This is a genomic window from Streptomyces globosus (assembly GCF_003325375.1).
Classification (GTDB): Bacteria; Actinomycetota; Actinomycetes; order Streptomycetales; family Streptomycetaceae; genus Streptomyces; species Streptomyces globosus_A.
Genome location: NZ_CP030862.1, coordinates 4,839,933 through 4,858,202 on the forward strand (window position 1 = coordinate 4,839,933; position 18,270 = coordinate 4,858,202).

19 protein-coding genes are annotated in these 18,270 nt (G+C 74.6%); 8 read left to right on the top strand and 11 right to left on the bottom strand.

Annotated features, from left to right (window positions below; translation table 11 throughout):
- Positions 1 to 127 precede the first annotated feature (127 nt).
- From rplT to infC, 3 genes are all read right to left on the bottom strand, one after another.
- On the bottom strand, positions 128 to 520 hold the full coding sequence (gene rplT / locus C0216_RS21435; protein ID WP_114056848.1) for a 50S ribosomal protein L20: 393 nt from the start codon (positions 518 to 520) through the stop codon (positions 128 to 130).
- A gap of 102 nt (positions 521 to 622) precedes the next feature.
- Positions 623 to 817 (bottom strand): 50S ribosomal protein L35, encoded by a 195-nt coding sequence (gene rpmI, locus C0216_RS21440; protein WP_114056849.1) that lies wholly within the window; start codon positions 815 to 817, stop codon positions 623 to 625.
- A gap of 110 nt (positions 818 to 927) precedes the next feature.
- On the bottom strand, positions 928 to 1,620 hold the full coding sequence (gene infC / locus C0216_RS21445; protein WP_114056850.1) for a translation initiation factor IF-3: 693 nt from the start codon (positions 1,618 to 1,620) through the stop codon (positions 928 to 930).
- A 356-nt stretch (positions 1,621 to 1,976) separates the two neighbouring features.
- On the opposite strand from infC, the gene C0216_RS21455 reads away from it, so the two are divergent.
- Complete coding sequence (locus C0216_RS21455; RefSeq protein ID WP_114056851.1) at positions 1,977 to 2,354, top strand: DUF1844 domain-containing protein; 378 nt, start codon at positions 1,977 to 1,979, stop codon at positions 2,352 to 2,354.
- A 93-nt stretch (positions 2,355 to 2,447) separates the two neighbouring features.
- Here C0216_RS21455 and C0216_RS21460 read toward each other — a convergent pair whose 3' ends face one another.
- From C0216_RS21460 to C0216_RS21470, 3 genes are read right to left on the bottom strand one after another with little or no spacing between them, the layout of a single operon-like run.
- Positions 2,448 to 3,188, bottom strand: coding sequence for an SseB family protein (locus C0216_RS21460; protein ID WP_114056852.1), 741 nt, complete (start codon positions 3,186 to 3,188; stop codon positions 2,448 to 2,450).
- 2 nt (positions 3,189 to 3,190) lie between these two features.
- Positions 3,191 to 4,408: a type VII secretion-associated serine protease mycosin gene (gene mycP / locus C0216_RS21465; RefSeq protein WP_114056853.1), complete on the bottom strand. Its 1,218-nt coding sequence runs from the start codon at positions 4,406 to 4,408 to the stop codon at positions 3,191 to 3,193.
- On the bottom strand, positions 4,405 to 5,148 hold the full coding sequence (locus tag C0216_RS21470) for a hypothetical protein (protein ID WP_162793274.1): 744 nt from the start codon (positions 5,146 to 5,148) through the stop codon (positions 4,405 to 4,407). Before C0216_RS21470 ends, mycP begins: the two co-directional genes overlap by 4 nt.
- A 1,572-nt stretch (positions 5,149 to 6,720) precedes the next feature.
- Here C0216_RS21470 and C0216_RS21480 point away from each other — a divergent pair.
- A complete protein-coding gene (locus C0216_RS21480) occupies positions 6,721 to 7,926 on the top strand; it encodes an amino acid deaminase/aldolase (RefSeq protein ID WP_114056856.1) in 1,206 nt (401 codons plus the stop codon).
- 28 nt (positions 7,927 to 7,954) lie between these two features.
- Here the strand turns inward: C0216_RS21480 and C0216_RS21485 are convergent, their stop codons facing one another.
- From C0216_RS21485 to C0216_RS21495, 3 genes are all read right to left on the bottom strand, one after another.
- On the bottom strand, positions 7,955 to 8,752 hold the full coding sequence (locus C0216_RS21485) for a 3-oxoacyl-ACP reductase (RefSeq protein WP_114056857.1): 798 nt from the start codon (positions 8,750 to 8,752) through the stop codon (positions 7,955 to 7,957).
- Positions 8,753 to 8,756: 4 nt separating this feature from the next.
- A complete protein-coding gene (locus C0216_RS21490) occupies positions 8,757 to 10,121 on the bottom strand; it encodes an aldehyde dehydrogenase family protein (RefSeq protein WP_114056858.1) in 1,365 nt (454 codons plus the stop codon).
- Positions 10,122 to 10,187: 66 nt separating this feature from the next.
- The gene (locus C0216_RS21495) at positions 10,188 to 11,552 is read right to left on the bottom strand and encodes a glutamine synthetase family protein (protein WP_114056859.1); all 1,365 of its coding nucleotides are present in this window, start codon (positions 11,550 to 11,552) and stop codon (positions 10,188 to 10,190) included.
- 77 nt (positions 11,553 to 11,629) lie between these two features.
- Here C0216_RS21495 and C0216_RS21500 point away from each other — a divergent pair, with 77 nt between their 5' ends.
- The 5 genes from C0216_RS21500 (at position 11,630) to C0216_RS21520 (ending at position 15,339) form a co-directional block, all read left to right on the top strand.
- On the top strand, positions 11,630 to 12,376 hold the full coding sequence (locus tag C0216_RS21500; RefSeq protein WP_114056860.1) for a FadR/GntR family transcriptional regulator: 747 nt from the start codon (positions 11,630 to 11,632) through the stop codon (positions 12,374 to 12,376).
- 112 nt (positions 12,377 to 12,488) lie between these two features.
- Entirely contained in the window at positions 12,489 to 13,964 is a 1,476-nt protein-coding gene (eat, locus tag C0216_RS21505) for an ethanolamine permease (RefSeq protein ID WP_246042646.1), read from the top strand.
- 69 nt (positions 13,965 to 14,033) lie between these two features.
- Positions 14,034 to 14,744 (top strand): gamma-glutamyl-gamma-aminobutyrate hydrolase family protein, encoded by a 711-nt coding sequence (locus C0216_RS21510; RefSeq protein ID WP_114056861.1) that lies wholly within the window; start codon positions 14,034 to 14,036, stop codon positions 14,742 to 14,744.
- 68 nt (positions 14,745 to 14,812) lie between these two features.
- Entirely contained in the window at positions 14,813 to 15,013 is a 201-nt protein-coding gene (locus C0216_RS21515; RefSeq protein WP_114056862.1) for a DUF5988 family protein, read from the top strand.
- An 11-nt stretch (positions 15,014 to 15,024) separates the two neighbouring features.
- Positions 15,025 to 15,339 carry a DUF1876 domain-containing protein gene (locus C0216_RS21520; RefSeq protein ID WP_114056863.1) on the top strand — a complete coding sequence of 105 codons (315 nt, stop codon included), beginning with the start codon at positions 15,025 to 15,027 and terminating at the stop codon, positions 15,337 to 15,339.
- 34 nt (positions 15,340 to 15,373) lie between these two features.
- On the opposite strand, the gene C0216_RS21525 is transcribed toward C0216_RS21520, so the two are convergent.
- On the bottom strand, positions 15,374 to 16,297 hold the full coding sequence (locus C0216_RS21525; protein ID WP_114056864.1) for a LysR family transcriptional regulator: 924 nt from the start codon (positions 16,295 to 16,297) through the stop codon (positions 15,374 to 15,376).
- A gap of 70 nt (positions 16,298 to 16,367) precedes the next feature.
- On the opposite strand from C0216_RS21525, the gene C0216_RS21530 reads away from it, so the two are divergent.
- Entirely contained in the window at positions 16,368 to 17,522 is a 1,155-nt protein-coding gene (locus C0216_RS21530) for a TDT family transporter (RefSeq protein ID WP_114056865.1), read from the top strand.
- 18 nt (positions 17,523 to 17,540) lie between these two features.
- Here the strand turns inward: C0216_RS21530 and C0216_RS21535 are convergent, their stop codons facing one another.
- On the bottom strand, positions 17,541 to 18,266 hold the full coding sequence (locus C0216_RS21535) for a helical backbone metal receptor (RefSeq protein WP_114056866.1): 726 nt from the start codon (positions 18,264 to 18,266) through the stop codon (positions 17,541 to 17,543).
- Between the last annotated feature and the right edge of the window lie 4 nt (positions 18,267 to 18,270).

An 18,270-nucleotide genomic window follows, 5' to 3' on the forward strand; every position in this document is an offset into this window, starting at 1 on the left:
GCTCGCTTCCGTGCGTACTGCGGGTGTGACTGGGCGGGGCGGCGGCCACAACGCACGGACCCGCAGGCACGGGGCCTGCGGGTCCGGGCTGAAGCCTGTCGAGGGCTTGCTGCGCGAAGCGTGTCGCTTAGGCGGCAGCGGCGGCCTTCGGGGCGTTCACGTCGGCCGGGAGCGCCTTCTGGGCGACCTCGACCAGCGCGGCGAACGCGTTGGCGTCGTTGACGGCCAGCTCCGCGAGGATCTTGCGGTCCACCTCGATGTTGGCGGCCTTCAGACCCTGGATGAGGCGGTTGTACGTCATGCCGTTCTGGCGGGCAGCGGCGTTGATGCGCTGGATCCACAGCTGACGGAAGTCGCCCTTGCGCTTCTTGCGGTCGTTGTAGTTGTAGACCAGCGAGTGGGTGACCTGCTCCTTGGCCTTGCGGTACAGGCGCGAACGCTGACCGCGGTAGCCGGAGGCCGCCTCGAGGATCGCCCGGCGCTTCTTGTGGGCGTTTACTGCCCGCTTGACGCGTGCCACTTCTTGACTCCTTGTAGCGGGGCCGCGGGTGTCTTCACACGGCCCGGAAATTCGATGGGATCCCGGTCTTGGCGTCCCGCTCCCGGTGGGGGAGCGGCGACGTCAGATGCCGAGAAGCTTCTTGATCTTCGCGGCGTCGCCCGGGGCCATCTCGGCGTTGCCCGTGAGGCGACGCGTCAGCTTGGACGACTTGTGCTCGAGCAGGTGGCGCTTGCCGGCGCGCTCGCGGAGCACCTTGCCGGAGCCGGTGACCTTGAAGCGCTTCTTGGTACCGCTGTGCGTCTTGTTCTTCGGCATGGCGCCGTTATCTCCTCGTCGGTGGCGTTCCCACCGGTCCGGTACCGGACCGGCTTGCGGGAGCGTCATGTTGTGTCGGTGATCCGGGACCGGATGCCCCGGAACCAGGCCTAGGCCTGCGCCTCGGGAGAGGCGTCGCCGGCTTCGGCGGAGGCGACCCCGGTGTCCCCTTCGGGCGCTTCCTTGGCGGCAGCGTCCGCGGCAGCACCCTGGCGCTCGGCCTTGCGGGCGGCCTGCGCCTCGCGGGCTTCGGCCATCGCCTCGGTCTTCTTCTTGTGCGGACCGAGAACCATGATCATGTTTCGGCCGTCCTGCTTCGGGTTCGACTCGACGAAACCGAGGTCCTGGACGTCCTCCGCCAGACGCTGCAGCAGCCGGTAGCCGAGCTCCGGCCGGGACTGCTCGCGACCGCGGAACATGATCGTGATCTTGACCTTGTCGCCCTGCTTGAGGAACCGAACGACGTGACCCTTTTTGGTGTCGTAGTCGTGCGGGTCGATCTTCGGCCGGAGCTTCATCTCCTTGATGACCGTGTGCGCCTGGTTCTTGCGCGCCTCACGGGCCTTCATCGCCGACTCGTACTTGAACTTGCCGTAGTCCATGAGCTTGCAGACCGGCGGGCGTGCAGACGCTGCGACCTCGACCAGGTCCAGGTCGTACTCCTGCGCGAGTTCAAGCGCCTTCGCAAGCGGGACGATGCCCACCTGTTCGCCGCTGGGACCGACGAGTCGCACCTCAGGGACACGAATCCGATCGTTGATGCGGGGCTCGGTGCTGATGGATCCTCCTCGGTAGCACCACACGGCTGTCAGGTTCAGACAGCCGCTGACGTCTTTGTGTCACGGGGACCAACCGCGGCCGGGCACGAAAAATGCCCCACCGTTCACAGGCAGGGGCTCCAAAACAACCGGAGCACCGCCGGGCGCGAACCGCGGGGCGCAGCATCGGACGGCTTTCCATCATCCGTACGGAACGATGGATGCCGCCTGACCGGTGACCCGCCGCCCCGGAAGGCGGTCGGGTGGGAGAACGGAGCCTCCACTTGTGGGCCGGGGACATACGTCTCCGGCCGGTCGTCCCTCCAATATAGCAGTCCGCGCCGGGCGCGCTCGCCAGGAGCCGCGGCAGGCGCCTCCCGGGCCCGGCTTATCGTGGGGGCATGACTGACGCGACCCCCACCCCCGCCACCGCGGCCGACCCGGCCCCCGACTACGACGCCATGACGCGCGACATCGCGGACGTGCCCGCCGTCGAGGTGATCACCACGGTGGCCGTGCACCTGCTGAGCGCCGCGGCGGTCAACCTGGGCCTCGACAAGCCGGACTCCGAGCACAAGGACCTCGACGAGGCCCGCAAGCTGATCACCGCCCTCGCCGGCCTGGTCACCGCGAGCGCCACCGAGATCAGCTCCTTCCACGCCGCACCGCTGCGCGACGGCCTGAAGTCCCTCCAGCTCGCCTTCCGCGAGGCGTCCGTCGTCCCGGACGAGCCGGGCCAGGGGCCGGGCGAGAAGTTCACGGGACCGGTCTTCGGCTGACAGGCCGGGCGTACGGGAACGAACCGGAGGGCCGGGGCGGCAGCCGCCCCGGCCCTCTCGCGTACGCGCCCCCGGGCTCCGGGGGTCAGCGGGTCAGCGGGTGAAGAGGGCTTCGCCCGGCGGGGCCGGCGCCGACTCCGGGAGCAGCGCCAGGTCCAGCCCGCGCACCAGCCGGGCCCGCAGCGTCTCGTCCGCGGCGAGCGCCCCGGCCACGCTCCTGGCCGCGGCCCCGGGCTCCGCGCCGGCGGCCAGCACGATCGCGAGCGTGCCGTCGGCGTCGGGGCCGCCGGGCCCGAGGTGCGCCCGCAGCACCGCGGGCTCCGCGGCCACCGCGGCCCGTACGGCCTCGTGCACGGCCGGGTCGGTCAGCGGATCGGTGTCCGTGCGGCCCTCGGCGAGCGCGAGCAGCGCCCGGCCGGTGAGCTCGTACGCGACGGGGCCGGCCATGTCGAGGACGACCGTGTCGGCCTTCTCGTGCGCGGCGGCCGCCAGCGCCTGGTGGAGCGGGACCGCGACCGGCCGGGCCGCCGGGTCCCACAGCGCGAGCGAGGCGGTGGAGGTGAAGGCGGGCAGCGCCCGCCGGTTCCCCGCCTGAAGGGTGGGCACAGCCATGTCGCTGGTCTTCTCCCGCCTGAGCCCGGTCTCCGGATCGGTCTCGACCTCGCCGAGGACCGCGACCACCGGGACCAGGAGCCGGGCGCCCTTGAGCGCGGCCAGCACCTCCGGCTCCCTCTCCCGGTCCTCGGACCAGGCGGCCAGGGCCGCGCTCAGCCGGGGGTCTGCGGAGCCGTCGTCGTCGGAGTAGCCGGGGTCGGGGATGTTCTTGTTCGCCACAGTTACCCGACCCTATCCCCCTGGTCTGCGCTCCCGCGCGGCGGCCGGGCGGGGCGGCCGGACGGGCGCCGGGCCAGCACGGCCGCCAGCACCAGCAGCCCCAGCCCGGTGCCCGCCGCCGCGGGCAGCACCGGCCCGGCGGCGGCCGCGTCCGCCGGGGCCGGCTCCGGTCCCGGGCCGAAGTGCGCGCTGCCCGCGGCGGCGGGCCGGGGCACGGCGGGCTCGGGGCGCAGCGCATCCGCGGCCTGCAGCGCGGCGGCGGGATCGACCAGGCCGTGCCCTCGGGCGTCGTTCCGGCCGCCTGCGGGGGCGTCGGCGGCGGTGTCCTCCAGCAGCTTCTTGATCTGCGCCGGGGACAGCTCGGGGTGGGCGGCCCGGACGAGCGCCACCGCCCCGGAGACGAACGCGGCGGCCGCGCTCGTCCCCCAGCCCTCGTAGTAGGAGCGGTCGGGGTCGGCGATGACGATGTCGACACCGGGCGCGCAGACGCTGGCGTACCAGCTGCGCGTCGAGAACGGCGCCTTCCGGCCGCGGCGGTCGACCGCCGCGACGGCGATCACCCCCGGGTAGGCGGCCGGGTAGGAGGCGTGGTTGCCCTCCCGGCCGCCGTTGCCGGCGGAGGCGACCACGACGACGCCCTTCGCCAGCGCGTACTGCACCGCCTCGTCCTCGGCGGCCTCGTGGTGCGCGGAGTCGCTGTCGTCGCCGAGCGACAGGTTGATCACGTCCGCCCCGTGGTCGGCGGCCCACCGGATCCCCTCGGCGAGCGCACCGCCCTTGCTCTCCCGCGCCTCGGCCCGGCCCGGATCGCCCTCCTCCAGGATCACGCGGACCGGCAGGATCCGGGCCTGCGGGGCCACCCCGAGGACACCGGCCCTGCGGTGCCGGCCGTGGCCGTGCCCGGCGATGATCCCCGCCATGGCCGTCCCGTGCCGCGCCCAGGCCCGGTCGCCGGGGCCCGCGCCCATGCCGACCAGGTCGGCGCCTTCGAGGACCTGCCCGGCGAGGTCCGGGTGTCCGGCGTCGACACCCGTGTCGAGGACGGCGACGGTGACCCCGCCGCCCTGCGTGGTCCCCCACGCCTCCTCGGCGCGCAGCGCCGTCAGCCCCCACTGCCGGTCGCGTACGGCATCGGTGTCCGCGGCGGCGGGCGCGGCGGGCACCCCGACGGCCAGGACGGCCCCGATGACCAGGGCCGCACCGGCCTTGCCCCGCCTCACCGCGCGGACCCGGCCGGAACGGCGAGCGAGCTGAGGCCGGCCCGCACCAACTCCCCGACGGCCTTCGCCTCGTGGCCGAGCCCGGACTGGGCGACGGCCCCGGAGGCATCGGCGCGCACGGCTTCCTCGGCCGGGACGGGCGCGTCGAGGACGCGGCCGTCGGCGAACGCGGCGACCGTGTAGACGACGACGGGCCCCTCCGACAGGACGGCCGCCGTCCAGGCGGCGCGGCGCTCGTCGGCGAACCCGAACCCGGGCGGCGCCCCGAGCCGCCCCTGCAGCCCGGCCATGGCGGACGCCTCGCCGGGGGTGAACACCATGCCGACGGCGACGAGGGAGCTGCGGGTGGCATCGGTGTACGAGGCCCGCAGCACGCGCGTACACCCGGTCCCGGCGAACGCCGCCCGCCACTCGGCGGCCAGCGCGGCCGCACAGTCGGCGTCGGGGGCGACGGCCACGCGGGTCCAGGTCCGGTCGGCCCCGCCGGGCCCGGCACCGGGTCCGGCGAGCACGGGCGGGAAGAGGGCGTCGACGGGGGCGTCCCGCCACAGCGAACCGGCCTTGCGGTAGGCGGCGTCGGCGGACGGCACCCGTCCGGCGGCATGCCGCTCGGCCCACCCCGTCAGAGCCGTCCCGGCGAGCAGGCCCGTCCCGACCACGGCGCACAACACGGCGACGAGCCGCTGCGACTGCCCCCGCCGCCCGGCTCCCCGAGACGGAACCGACTCGGACTCGGCCAAAACCGCCTCATACGGCGCCGACGCACTCATCCGACGACTCCGCCCCCCGTTCCGTACGGCTGCCGCAGCTACTTTACGCGGAGGGCGGGGTGCGAGGCGTGGGCGGCGGGGTGGGCAGGGCCGGGATCGGGGTGGGGCCGTGGTGCTGTGCGCGGGGGTGGTGGTCGGGGCGGTGTCGGGGGTTGGTCGGGGTCGGGGTGGTGGCTGGTGGCGGGCCGCCAGTCCAGTGTCAGCGCGGGCCGGGGCGGGCCGTCAAGGGCGCTCCCGTTGGTCGCGTCGCTGCGCGATGGCCCTTCGGGCCACCCTTGACGGCCCGCCCCGTCCCGCACCGACAGAAGACTGTCGCCCCACCCCCAGCAGGAACAACGCCCAGGGGGACCCATACCGGGAGGGCCCCAGCCGCGCAGAGGACGACCACGGCTCCGCCACGGCCCTTTCCGTCCCGGCAGCATCAGGTGCCTCACCAGCCGCCCTGGGCGCCCGAGATCGCTACGCGGTTCCGCGGGGTTGGCGGCTGCGGCCCGCTCGTGCTTGCGGAGGCGCCTCAGATCGCTACGCGGCCGGGCTGGGTGGGCGGCCGCGGACCGTGTGCGGCGGCAGTGAGGGCGCCTCAGATCACTGCGGGTGTCCGTGAGGGGGCGGGTGCGACACAGCCGGGGCGGGTGGGGTTGACGGGGTGGGGGAGGTGGCCTGTGGGGGCGGCAAGAGGACGTGTTGTGGGTAAACGACGCCCCAGACATCGTTTCGGCACACGAAGCCCCGTTCGCGCTCAGATTCCCTTGACTGCGAGCCTCCTGGACACGCAGGACCACTGTGGTCAGCCCGACTCCTACAGGCACCCCCTTCTGCGGCTTCCCACGGCTTCCTACGGCTTCCTACGGCTTCCTGCGATCCGTCGTGCATCGGGCGGCACCAGACCGCCGACAGCCGCCAACCGAGCGCCTCGTGCGGCTGGTTGCTGCGCATCGGCAACCACGGACGGGCTGAGGACGCCGACCTGGGGCAGCGCACGGTGGACAGGGGCGTTCGCCGGCCCCGGACAGCCGCAGTCGCCCACCCGGCCCAGCCGTGTAGCGATCTGAGGCGCCTCCGCAGGCACGGGCAGGCCGCGGCCGCCTACCCAGCCCGGCCGTGTAGCGATCGGCGGCGCCCGGAGGGCTGACGGGGTGTGAGGTATGGCTGGGGTGGGAGGGCGTGGCGGAGCCGTGGTCGTCCTCTGCGCGGCGGGGGCCTTCCCGGTATGGGTCCCCCTGGGCGTTGTTCCTGCTGGGGGTGGGGCGACAGTCTTCTGTCGGTGCGGGACGGGGCGGGCCGTCAAGGGTGGCCCGAAGGGCCATCGCGCAGCGACGCGACCAACGGGAGCGCCCTTGACGGCCCGCCCCGGCCCGCGCTGACACTGGACTGGCGGCCCGCCACCAGCCACCACCCCGACCCCGACCAACCCCCGACACCGCCCCGACCACCACCCCCGCGCACAGCACCACGGCCCCACCCCGATCCCGGCCCTGCCCCTGCCCCTGCCCTCCCCCGCACCCCTACCCCCCGGTATCCCCCCGTGGCAAGCTGCCGCCCATGACACCTACCCCCGGTCTCGATCGGGCTCGGTATGACCGGGCCACCGCGCATCTCGAAGCGCCCTTGGCCATCGTCGATCTCGATGCGTTCGACGCCAACGCCGACGATCTCGTGCGCCGGGCCGGCGGCAAGCCGGTGCGGGTGGCGAGCAAGTCGGTGCGCTGTCGGGCGCTGTTGGAGCGGGTGCTCGCGCGGCCCGGTTTCGCCGGGGTCATGTCGTACACGCTGGCCGAGTCCCTGTGGCTGGCCCGGTCCGGGTTCAGCGACGTGCTGCTGGCCTACCCGTCGGCGGACCGGGCCGGCTTCGCCGAGCTCGCGGGCGATCCGAAGCTGGCTGCGGCCGTGACGGTCATGGTGGACGACGTGGCGCAGCTGGAGCTGATCGATGCCGCTCGCGCGGGCGGCTCGCAGGAGGTGCGGGTCTGTCTGGAGCTGGACACCGGGTTGCGGCTGCTGGGCGGGCGGGTGCGGGTCGGTGCCCGCCGGTCGCCGCTGCGGGAGCCGGCAGCGCTGGCGGAGCTGGCGCGGGCGGTGGCCGCGCGGCCCGGGTTCCGGGTCGTGGGGGTGATGGGGTACGAGGGGCACGTCGCCGGTGTCGGTGACGCGGTGGCGGGGCGGCCGCTGAGGTCGCGGGCGATCCGGCTCATGCAGGCGGCGGCGCGGCGGGAGCTGGCGGTGCGGCGGGCGGAGGCGGTGCGTGCCGTACGGCAGGTCGTGCCGGGGCTGGAGTTCGTCAACGGCGGTGGGACGGGCAGTGTGCAGCAGACGGCCGCGGAGGATGCGGTGACGGAGGTCGCCGCGGGGTCGGGGCTGTACGTGCCGCGGCTGTTCGACAACTACACGTCGTTCCGCGGGCGTCCCGCGGCGCTGTTCGCGCAGCCGGTGGTGCGGCGGCCCGGGGTGGGGGTGGTGACGGTGCTGGGCGGCGGGTATCCGGCGTCGGGGGCGGCGGGTGCGGACCGGCTGCCGGAGCCGTATCTGCCGCGGGGGCTGCGGTACGACCCGTTGGAGGGGGCTGGTGAGGTGCAGACGCCGCTGCTGGGCGCGGCGGCGGACGATCTGCTGATCGGCGACCGGGTGTGGTTCCGGCATGCGAAGGCGGGCGAGCTGTGCGAGCGGTTCGACGTGCTGTACCTGGTGGAGGGGGACCGTGTCGCGTCGGCGGTGCCGACGTACCGGGGCGAGGGCCGCACGTTCCTGTAGCGGCGGCCCCCGCCCCGTGCGTGCCTCCCTACAGCGGCGTGACGTAGGCCCCGGAGATGCCGCCGTCCACCAGGAAGTCGGTGGCGTTGATGAAGGAGGAGTCGTCGCTGGCGAGGAAGGCGACGGCGGCCGCGATCTCCTCGGCTTCGGCGAAGCGGCCGAGCGGGATGTGGACGAGGCGGCGGGCGGCGCGCTCGGGGTCCTTGGCGAACAGCTCCTGCAGCAGCGGGGTGTTGACCGGTCCGGGGCAGAGGGCGTTGACGCGGATGCCTTCGCGGGCGAACTGGACGCCGAGTTCGCGGGACATGGCGAGGACGCCGCCCTTGGAGGCGGTGTAGGAGATCTGGGAGGTGGCGGCGCCCATGACGGCGACGAAGGAGGCGGTGTTGATGATGGAGCCGCGGCCCTGGCGCTGCATGTAGGGCAGGGCGGCCTTGCAGCACAGGTAGACGGAGGTGAGGTTGACGTCCTGGACGCGCTTCCAGGCGTCGAGGCCGGTGGTGAGGATGGAGTCGTCGTCGGGGGGCGAGATGCCGGCGTTGTTGAAGGCGATGTCGACGGAGCCGTAGGTGTCGTAGGCGGTCCTGAAGAGGGCTTCGACGTCTTCGGGGCTGGTGACGTCGACCTTGGCGAAGGTGCCGCCGACTTCTTCGGCGGCGGCCTTGCCGGCGGTTTCGTCGATGTCGCCGCAGACCACGTTGGCGCCTTCGGAGGCGAGGCGGCGGGCGGTGGCGAGGCCGATGCCGCTGCCGGCGCCGGTGATGACGGCGGTGCGGCCGACGAGGCGGCGGCAGACGATCTCTTCGGTGGTCCGGTCGGTGGTCATGGGTTCAGGCCTCCGTGCTGATGAAGACGTTCTTGGTCTCGGTGAATGCGGTGAGGGCGTCGGGGCCGAGCTCCCGGCCGAGGCCGGACTGCTTGTAGCCGCCGAAGGGGGTCCAGTAGCGGACGCTGCTGTGGGAGTTGACGGAGAGGTTGCCGGCGGCGACGGCGCGGGAGACGCGCAGGGCACGGCCGACGTCGCGGGTCCACAGGGAGCCGGAGAGGCCGTACTCGGTGGCGTTGGCGAGGCGGACGGCGTCGTCCTCGTCGTCGAAGGGGAGGACGACGGCGACGGGTCCGAAGACCTCTTCGACGGCGACGGGCGCGGTGGGGTCGGCGCCGGTGACGAGGGTGGGCGGGTACCAGAAGCCGGGCCCGTCGGGTGCGGTGCCGCGGACGGCGGTGAGGTCGTCGGTGACGTAGGACCGTACGCGGTCGAGCTGGGCCTGCGAGATGAGGGGGCCCATCTGGGTCTTCTCGTCGGCGGGGTCGCCGACGGCGACGCCTTCGACGAGGGGGGCGAGGAGGTCGAGGAAGCGGTCGTGGACGGTGCGCTGGACGAGGATGCGGGTGCGGGCGCAGCAGTCCTGGCCGGTGTTGTCGAGGAAGGACATGGGGGCGGCCGCGGCGGCGGCTTCGAGGTCGGCGTCGGCGAAGACGATGTTGGGGCTCTTGCCGCCGAGTTCGAGGGTGACGGGTTTCACCCGGTCGGCGCACTTGGCCATGATCTGCTTGCCGGTGCGGGTGGATCCGGTGAAGACGATCTTCGCGATGCCGGGGTGTTCGACGAGGGCGTCGCCGGCGGTGTCGCCGCGGCCGGGGAGCACCTGGAGGAGGTGTTCGGGGAGCCCGGCGTCGAGGGCGAGTTCGGCGAGGCGCAGGGCGGTGAGGGGGGTGGCCTCGGCGGGCTTGAGGATGACGGCGTTTCCGGCGGCGAGGGCGGGTGCGAGTCCCCAGGCGGCGATCGGCATGGGGAAGTTCCAGGGGGCGATGACGCCGATGACGCCGAGGGGTTCGAGGAAGGTGACGTCGATGCCGCCGGGGACGGGGATCTGGCGGCCGGTGAGCCGTTCGACGCCGCCTGCGGCGTAGTCGAGGAGGTCGCGGACGTTGGCGGCTTCCCAGCGGGCGTTGCCGATGGTGTGTCCGGCTTCGAGGACTTCGAGCCGGGCGAGTTCCTCGTTGTGGGCGTCGACGGCGGCGGCGAACCGGCGCAGCAGGCGGGCCCGGTCGGCGGGGGCGGCGGCGGCCCAGGTGCGCTGGGCTGCGGCGGCCCGGGTGACGGCGGCGTCGACGTCGTCCCGTGTGGCGGCCGGGACGGTGGCGACGGTTTCGCCGGTGGCCGGGTTGAGGACTTCCAGCGCGTCGGACACGTGGTGCCTTTCGGAGGGGTTTCGGGGGTCGGGGGCGGGGCGGGGGCGGGGCGTGGCCGGGGCGGGTCAGAGGCGTTCGAAGGAGCGGCGGCGCTCCCAGTCGGTGACGGCGGAGTCGTAGGCGTCGAGTTCGACGCGGGCCATGTTGAGGTAGTGGGCAACGACTTCGGGGCCGAAGGCGGCCTTGGCGATCTCGCTGTTGTCCCAGAGTTCGGCGGCTTCGCGCAGGGTGGTGGGGACGTGGGCGTAGCCGCCGGTGTAGGCGTTGCCGTGGCAGGGGTCGGGGAGTTCGAGGCCGTTCTCGATGCCGTGCAGGCCGGCGGCGACGAGTCCGGCGACGGCGAGGTAGGGGTTGACGTCGCCGCCGGGGAGGCGGTTCTCGAAGCGGGTGGAGCGGCCGTGGCCGACGACGCGGAGGGCGCAGGTGCGGTTGTCGTGGCCCCAGGCGACGGCGGTGGGGGCGAAGGAGCCGGGGCGGAAGCGCTTGTAGGAGTTGATGTTGGGGGCGTAGAGGAGGGAGAAGTCGCGGAGTGCGGCGAGCTGGCCGGCGAGGAAGTGGCGCATGAGGGGGGACATGCCGTCGGGGCTGTCGCCGGCCATGGCGTTGCGGCCCTCGGAGTCGGTGAGGGAGAGGTGGATGTGGCAGGAGTTGCCTTCGCGCGCGTCGAACTTGGCCATGAAGGTGAGCGAGACGCCTTCCTGGGCGGCGATCTCCTTGGCGCCGGTCTTGTAGACGGCGTGCTGGTCGCAGGTGGTGAGCGCCTCGTCGTAGCGGAAGGCGATCTCGTGCTGGCCGAGGTTGCACTCGCCCTTGGCGGATTCGACGGTCAGTCCGGCGCCCTGCATGTCGTTGCGGATGCGGCGGAGGAGGGGCTCGATGCGGCCTGTGCCGAGGACCGAGTAGTCGGTGTTGTACTGGTTGGCGGGGGTCAGCGCGCGGTAGTCGGCGTTCCAGGCCTGTTCGTAGGTGTCCTTGAAGACCATGAACTCCAGCTCGGTGCCGACCATGGCGGTGTAGCCGTGTCCGGCGAGGCGGTCGAGCTGGCGGCGGAGGATCTGGCGGGGGGCGGCCACGACCGGGGTGCCGTCGTTCCATGCGAGGTCGGCGAGGAGGAGGGCGCTGCCGGGGTGCCAGGGGATGCGGCGCAGGGTGGCGGTGTCGGGGCGCATGGCGAAGTCGCCGTAGCCGCGCTCCCAGGAGGACATCTCGTAGCCGTCGACGGTGTTCATGTCGGTGTCGACGGCGAGGAGGTAGTTGCAGCCCTCCGTGCCGTGTTCGAGGACCTCGTCGAGGAAGAACTGTGCGGCGAACCGCTTGCCCTGGAGGCGTCCCTGCATGTCGGGGAAGGCGAGGACGACGGTGTCGATCTCGCCGCTCGCGACGAGGGCGCGGAGCTCCTCGGGGGCGAGCGGCGGCGTGCGGTCTACCACGGGGATCTCTCCTTCGGTGAGCCGAGGGGGCCTAAGGTATTGAACAGAACCATTGCTTGGGAAGGGGAGGGGCCGAGATGGCCGACACGGCGAGCGGGGGCGGCGCGATGGCGCGGCTGAACCCGGTCCTGCGGCAGGTGCGGGCGGGCAGCGGCTTCGAGGAGGCGCTGGAGCAGATCCTGCAGGTGGTGCGGCTGGGCCTGGTGCCGGCCGGGGAGCGGCTGCCGCCGGAGCGGGAGCTGGCGGAGCGGATGGGCATCAGCCGGGTCACACTGCGCGAGGTGCTCAAGGTGCTCCAGGAGCAGGGCCTGGTGGAGGCGCGGCGGGGCCGGTACGGGGGGACGTTCGTCCTGCCGCGCCCGGACACCCCGGTCGGCGGCGGCGAGGACGAGCTGCGCCGGCGCGTCGCGGGGGTCGACCTGGAGGACGTGCTGCGCTTCCGCGAGGTCCTGGAGGTGGGGGCGGCCGGGCTGTGCGCCGCGCAGGGGCTGTCCGAGGAGGAGTCGGAACGGCTGCTGGCGGCGCTGGCGGCGACGCAGGACGCGCCGCTGGCGGACTACCGCCGCCGGGACACGCTCTTCCACCTGGCGCTGTGCGAGCTGGCGGGCTCGCCGACGCTGACGGCGCAGTACGCGGCAGTCCGGGCCGCCGTCAACGACCTGCTGGACTGCATACCCCTGCTGGTGCGGAACCTGGAGCACTCGCAGCAGCAGCACGCCGCCCTGGTGGAGGCGGTCCTGGAGCGGGACGCGGACGCGGCCCGCGAGGTGATGCGGGAGCACTGCTGCGGCACGGCCGCGCTGCTGCGCGGCTTCCTGGCCTGAGGGTACGCACGCCCGGCCCGGCCCGCCTGTTTTGCGCGGGGGTCTTGCGCATCCCGCACTCCTACGGCAAAGGTACGCGGCACAACCATTGTCCTGGGCAGCGGGAGCGCACATGGCCGAAGACACCGGGGCACGGCTGGACACCGCCGTGCCGCAGACCGCCCGATCCGCCGCCGGGGGCGGCGACGCCTACCTGGAGCGCCGCACGCTGCGCCGCGGCAGCGCCGGCTGGCTGCTGCTGACCGGCCTCGGCGTCGCGTACGTCGTCTCCGGCGACTTCTCCGGCTGGAACATCGGCCTCGCCCAGGGCGGCTTCGGCGGCCTGGCCGCCGCCACGGTCCTGATGGGCGCCATGTACGCCTGCCTGGTCTTCTCCCTGGCCGAGCTGTCGGCCATCCTGCCGACGGCGGGCGGCGGCTACGGCTTCGCCCGGCGCGCCCTCGGCCCCTGGGGCGGCTTCCTGACCGGCACCGCGATCCTCATCGAGTACGTGCTCGCCCCCGCCGCGATCTCCATCTTCATCGGCGACTACGTCGAGTCCCTGCACCTCTTCGGCCTGACCTCCGGCTGGCCCGTGTACCTGGCCTGCTTCGCCGTGTTCATCGGCATCCACCTGTGGGGCGTCGGCGAGGCGCTGCGCTTCTCCCTCGTCGTCACCGCGGTGGCCGTGACCGCGCTCGTGGTGTTCGCCGTCGGCGCGTTCACCGAGTTCGACGCCTCGCGGCTGGACGACATCGCCGTGGACACCACCGCGTTCGGGGCCAACTCGTGGCTGCCGCTGGGTCTGCTGGGGATCTGGGCGGCGTTCCCGTTCGGGATGTGGTTCTTCCTCGGCGTCGAGGGGGTGCCGCTGGCGGCAGAGGAGGCCAAGGACCCGGTCCGGTCGATGCCGCGGGCGCTGTCGATCTCCATGGGCGTCCTGGTGCTGCTGGCACTGCTCACCTTCCTCGCCTCGACGGGGGCGCGCGGCGCCGACGCGATCAAGGACGCCGGGAACCCGCTGGTGGTGGCCCTGGAGGGCAACCCCGGACTGTCGTGGCTGAAGACGTTCGTCAACTACGCGGGCCTCGCCGGCCTGGTGGCCTCGTTCTTCTCCCTCATCTACGCCGGCTCGCGCCAGCTGTTCGCGCTGTCGCGGGCGGGCTACCTGCCCCGCTTCCTGTCGCTGACCTCCCGGCGCAAGGCCCCCTACCTGGGGCTGCTCATCCCGGGCGCGATCGGCTTCGCGCTGGCCGCGGCGACGGGCGACGGGCCGCGGATGCTGAACATCGCGGTGTTCGGCGCGACGATCTCCTACGCGCTGATGGCCCTGTCCCACCTCGTGCTGCGGCGCCGCGAGCCGCACCTGGAGCGCCCGTACCGGACGCCCGGCGGCACGGCGACCTCGGCCACGGCGTTCGTCCTGGCGCTGGCGGCGCTCACGGCCACCTTCCTGGTGGACAGGGACGCCGCCTTCATCGCCCTGGGTGTGTACGCCGTCGCCCTCGCCTACTTCGCGGTCTACAGTCGGCACCACCTGGTGGCCTCCGCGCCGGAGGAGGAGTTCGCCGCGCTGGCCCGCGCAGAGGCCGAGCTGGCCCGGGACTGACCGCCGGTCCCCGGGTACCCCCACTCCCCCGCTCCCCCGTCGACCGACCCGCCACCGGAGGTTGCCCCCGTGCCCAGGCCGCTCATCGGCATCACGACCTACGTCGAGGAATCCGCCCGCTACCGCGTGTGGGACGTCGCCGCGTCCCTCGTGCCCTCCGGCTACTACGAGCTCGTCCAGGCGGCGGGCGGTGCGGCCGTGCTGCTCCCGCCGGACGGCGCCCCGGGGGCCGCGGCGGAGGTGCTGGGCCGGCTGGACGGCCTGGTCGTCGCGGGCGGCCCGGACGTGGACCCGGCCCGCTACGGCGCGCCGCGCGACCCGCGCACGGGCCCGGCCGGGACGGCGCGGGACGAGTGGGAGCTGGCCCTGATCGGGGCGGCCCTCGACGCGGGCGTGCCACTGCTCGGCATCTGCCGCGGCATGCAGGCGCTCAACGTCGCCCTCGGCGGCACCCTGGTCCAGCACATCGACGGACACCTGCACCAGCCGGGCGTCATGTCCTGGCACCCGGTCCGCCCGGTGCCCGGTACGCGCTACGCGGCGCTCGTCCCGGAGGAGGCGGAGGTGCCCACCTACCACCACCAGGCCGTCGACCGGCTGGGCCGGGGCCTGGTCGCGTCGGCGCACGCGGTCGACGGCACGGTCGAGGCGGTCGAACTGCCTGGCCCCGACCGGTGGGTGCTCGGCGTGCAGTGGCATCCGGAGCACGACAAGGACACCCGGGTGGTGGGGGCGCTCGTCGGGGCCGCGGCCGCCCGCACGCCCGTCGAGTCGCGCTGAGCGGCGGCCGGTCCGGCCGCCGCATGCGCCGACGTGCGGGCCGCCCGGCAGGTCGGAAGACTGGAGGCATGACGAACAAGGCTGTGCTGGAAGGCGGGCCGGCGGACCTGTCCGAGCGGGTCGTCGACGCCCCCTCTCCCGGCGAGGACGTGAAGGTCCCGCACCGCGGCGGGTACGAGCACTTCCGGGCCACGGCGCGCCGGCAGGACGGCCCGGAGGGCAGTCTGCCCGTGTTCGAGTGGTGGGAACGGACCGAGATCGCAGAGTGACGGGGCGCGCCATGACACACACCGCGGAATGGACGGTCGGGGTCTCGCTCACGGAGGAGGGCGGGACGACCCGTGCCCGCGCCGTGCTGGACACGGGGACGGCGAAGCTGGTCGGCCGCGGCTCGGCGCGCTGCAACCCGGAGGACGTCGAGGTTCCGGCGATCGGCGACGAGCTCGCGGCGAGCCGGGCCATGCGGGATCTGGCGGGGCAGCTGATGCGGGCCGCCGACCGGGACCTGGCGGCGATGGGCGCCGTACCGGAGCCGCCGCGCACCGGCTACGGGTGGCCGCAGGACGCGGACGACCCGACGCGGCGCGGCCGCTGACGCGCCCCCGGGCCGGTGCGTACGGGCCGGCCGGTCAGGGCCGGACGCGGGTGAGCGACAGCAGGTCCCGGGCCGGGCCGGCCGGGCGGGAGCCGGCGGGCCACACCGCCCGCAGGGCCCGCCCCAGGGCCGCGCCCGTGACGGGGACCTGGACCAGGCGGCGGGCGGCGAGCTCGTCGCCGAGGGCGAGCTCGGACAGGACGCAGGGGCCGGCGCCGCTGACGGCCGCGGCCTTGACGGCGGTCGTCGAGGCCAGTTCCAGCAGCGGCGCGGCGAGCCCGCCGCAGTCGGCCAGCGCCCCGTCGAGCACCTGCCGGGTACCCGAGCCGCGCTCGCGGAGGATGAGCGGGGTCGAGGCCAGTTCGGCCGCCTCCACGCCCTTGGTGCGGCGCGCCCACGGGTGCTCCGGGGCGACGGCGACCACGAGCCGGTCCTCGGCGATCACCGCCGCGTCCAGCCCGTCGGGGACGGTCAGGCCCTCGACGAAGCCGAGGTCCGCGTCGTGAGCGAGGACCCGCCGCGCGACCAGCGCCGAGTTCCCGGCCTGGAGGGAGACGGCCGTGCCGGGCCGCTGCCCGCGCAGGGCGATCAGCCAGCCGGGCAGCAGGTACTCGGCGATGGTCATGCTGGCGGCCACGCGCAGCCGCGAGTCGCGGCGCCCGCGCAGGGCCTGGGCGCCGGCGTCGAAGGCCTCGGCGGCCTCCACCACCCGGCGGGCCCAGTCGGTGACGAGCGCGCCCTCCGCGGTGAGGGTGGAGCCGCGGGGCGAGCGGTCGACGAGGGCGACGCCGAGCCGGGCCTCCATCGCGCGGATCCGGCTGCTGGCGGCGGGCTGTGTGATGCCCATGTGCTTGGCGGCGCCGCTGAGGCTGCCCAGGCGCGCGACGGCGAGCAGCAGCTCCAGCGCGCCCAGGTCCGGCACCCGGTGCACCAGCGGAACCCACTCCTCGTTACCCATAAAGTCAGTTTATGGCCTCATAGGTGTGCGGCCTCTGCCGCCCGGGGCCTTGCCGGGTGAGGCTGGGCCCATGGCCAGCACCACCGTCCCTCCCCGCGCGTCCGCCACCCGCACCGCGCCCGCCGCCGCCCCCGGGGCCCACCCGGCCCGCGCAGCGCGCCGGCCCCTTCCCGCCCTGCGCCAGTTCGGCCCCAACTGGTACGCCTGTGTGATGGGCACGGCGATCATTGCCACCGCCGGGGCGGCGCTCCCGCACCAGCTGCCGGGGCAGCGCACGGCATGCGTCGCCGTGTGGGCGCTGTCCGTCGCGGTACTGGCGCTCGTCCTGGCCGCCCGGGCGGGCCACTGGCTGCACCACCGGGACCAGGCGCGCGCCCACCTCCTCGACCCGGCGGTCGCCCCGTTCCACGGCTGCCTGTCGATGGCGCTGCTGGCCGTCGGCGCGGGCACGCTCACCGTCGGGCGGGACGTGCTCGGGGAGCGGGCGGCGCTCGCCGCGGACGCGGTGCTCTTCGGCGCCGGCACGGTGCTCGGCCTGGCCACGGCCGTGGCGGTGCCGTACCTGATGGTGGTGCGGCACGAGGTGCGGGCCTCGCAGGCCTCCCCGGTGTGGCTGCTGCCGCTGGTCTCCCCCATGGTGTCCGCGGCGGTCGGCCCCCTGCTGGTACCGCACCTGCCGGCCGGGCAGGCGCGGGAGGCGCTGCTGCTGGGCTGCTTCGCGCTGTTCGGGATGAGTCTGCTGGCGACGCTGCTGGTGCTGCCGCTGCTGTTCGGGCGGCTGCTGGTCGGCGGGCCGCTCCCGGCGGTGCTGACGCCGACCCTGTTCCTGGTGCTGGGGCCGCTGGGGCAGTCCACCACCGCGGCCGGGCAGCTCGCCGACGCGGCCCCGGGGGCGATCGGCGCCCCGTACGCCGGCGCGCTGGCCGGTTTCGCCGTCGTGTACGGAGTCCCCGTGCTCGGTTTCGCGCTGCTGTGGCTGGCGCTGGCCGGTGCGCTGCTGGTGCGGGCGGCCCGGAGGGGGATGGGGTTCGCGATGACCTGGTGGGCACTGACCTTCCCCGTCGGCACCTGCGTCACCGGCGCGGCCGGACTGGCCCGGCACACGGGGCTGGCCGCGTACGGGTGGCTGGCCTGGGCGCTGTTCCTGTGCCTGGCGGCCGCCTGGCTGGCGGCCGCCGTGCACACGGTGCGCGGCCTGGCGGCGGGCCGCCTCCTCCCCCGCTGACGGCCGGGGCGGGGCGGTTCAGCGGGCCGCGGCCAGCTCCGCGGCCAGGACCCGGGGCGCCTCGGCGAGCGAGGGCCCGTACCAGGTGAGGTGGCGGCCGCTGACGAGCGCGGCCGGGCGGCCGGGGAACGCCTCCGGGCCGTCCTCGCGGGTGAAGGCGTACGGCTCGTCCGGCAGCACCACCAGGTCGCAGCCGGCGGCGGCCGGGTCCGCCGGATCCACCCGCGGGTAGCGCTCGGCGTGCCCGGCGTAGACGTTCTCCACGCCGAGCCGGGCCAGGAGGTCCCCGGCGAAGGTGTCCCGGCCGAGCACCATCCAGGGCCGCCGCCACACCGGTACGACGGCCCTCAGCGGCGCGGCCGGGCGCGGCAGGCCGGCCCATGCCCGCTCCGCCTCGTCGAGCCAGCGGGGCCGGGGCAGTCCGAGCGCCCCCGTCAGGAGCCGGTCCAGTTCGTCCAGCGCCTGCGGCAGCGTGCGCACCTCGGTGACCAGGACGTCGAGGCCCGCGGCGCGCAGGGCGTCGAGGTCGGGGGCCCGGTTCTCCTCCTCGTTGGCGATCACCAGGTCGGGGCGGAGCGCGGTGATCGCGGGGACGTCGGGGTTCTTGGTGCCGCCGATGCGGACCGCACCCCGCCGGTCGAGGCCGGCGGGGTGGGTGCACCAGTCGGTGACGCCGGCGAGCAGGCCGGGTGCGGTGGCCGCGACGGCCTCGGTCAGCGAGGGGACGAGCGAGACGACGCGCACGGTC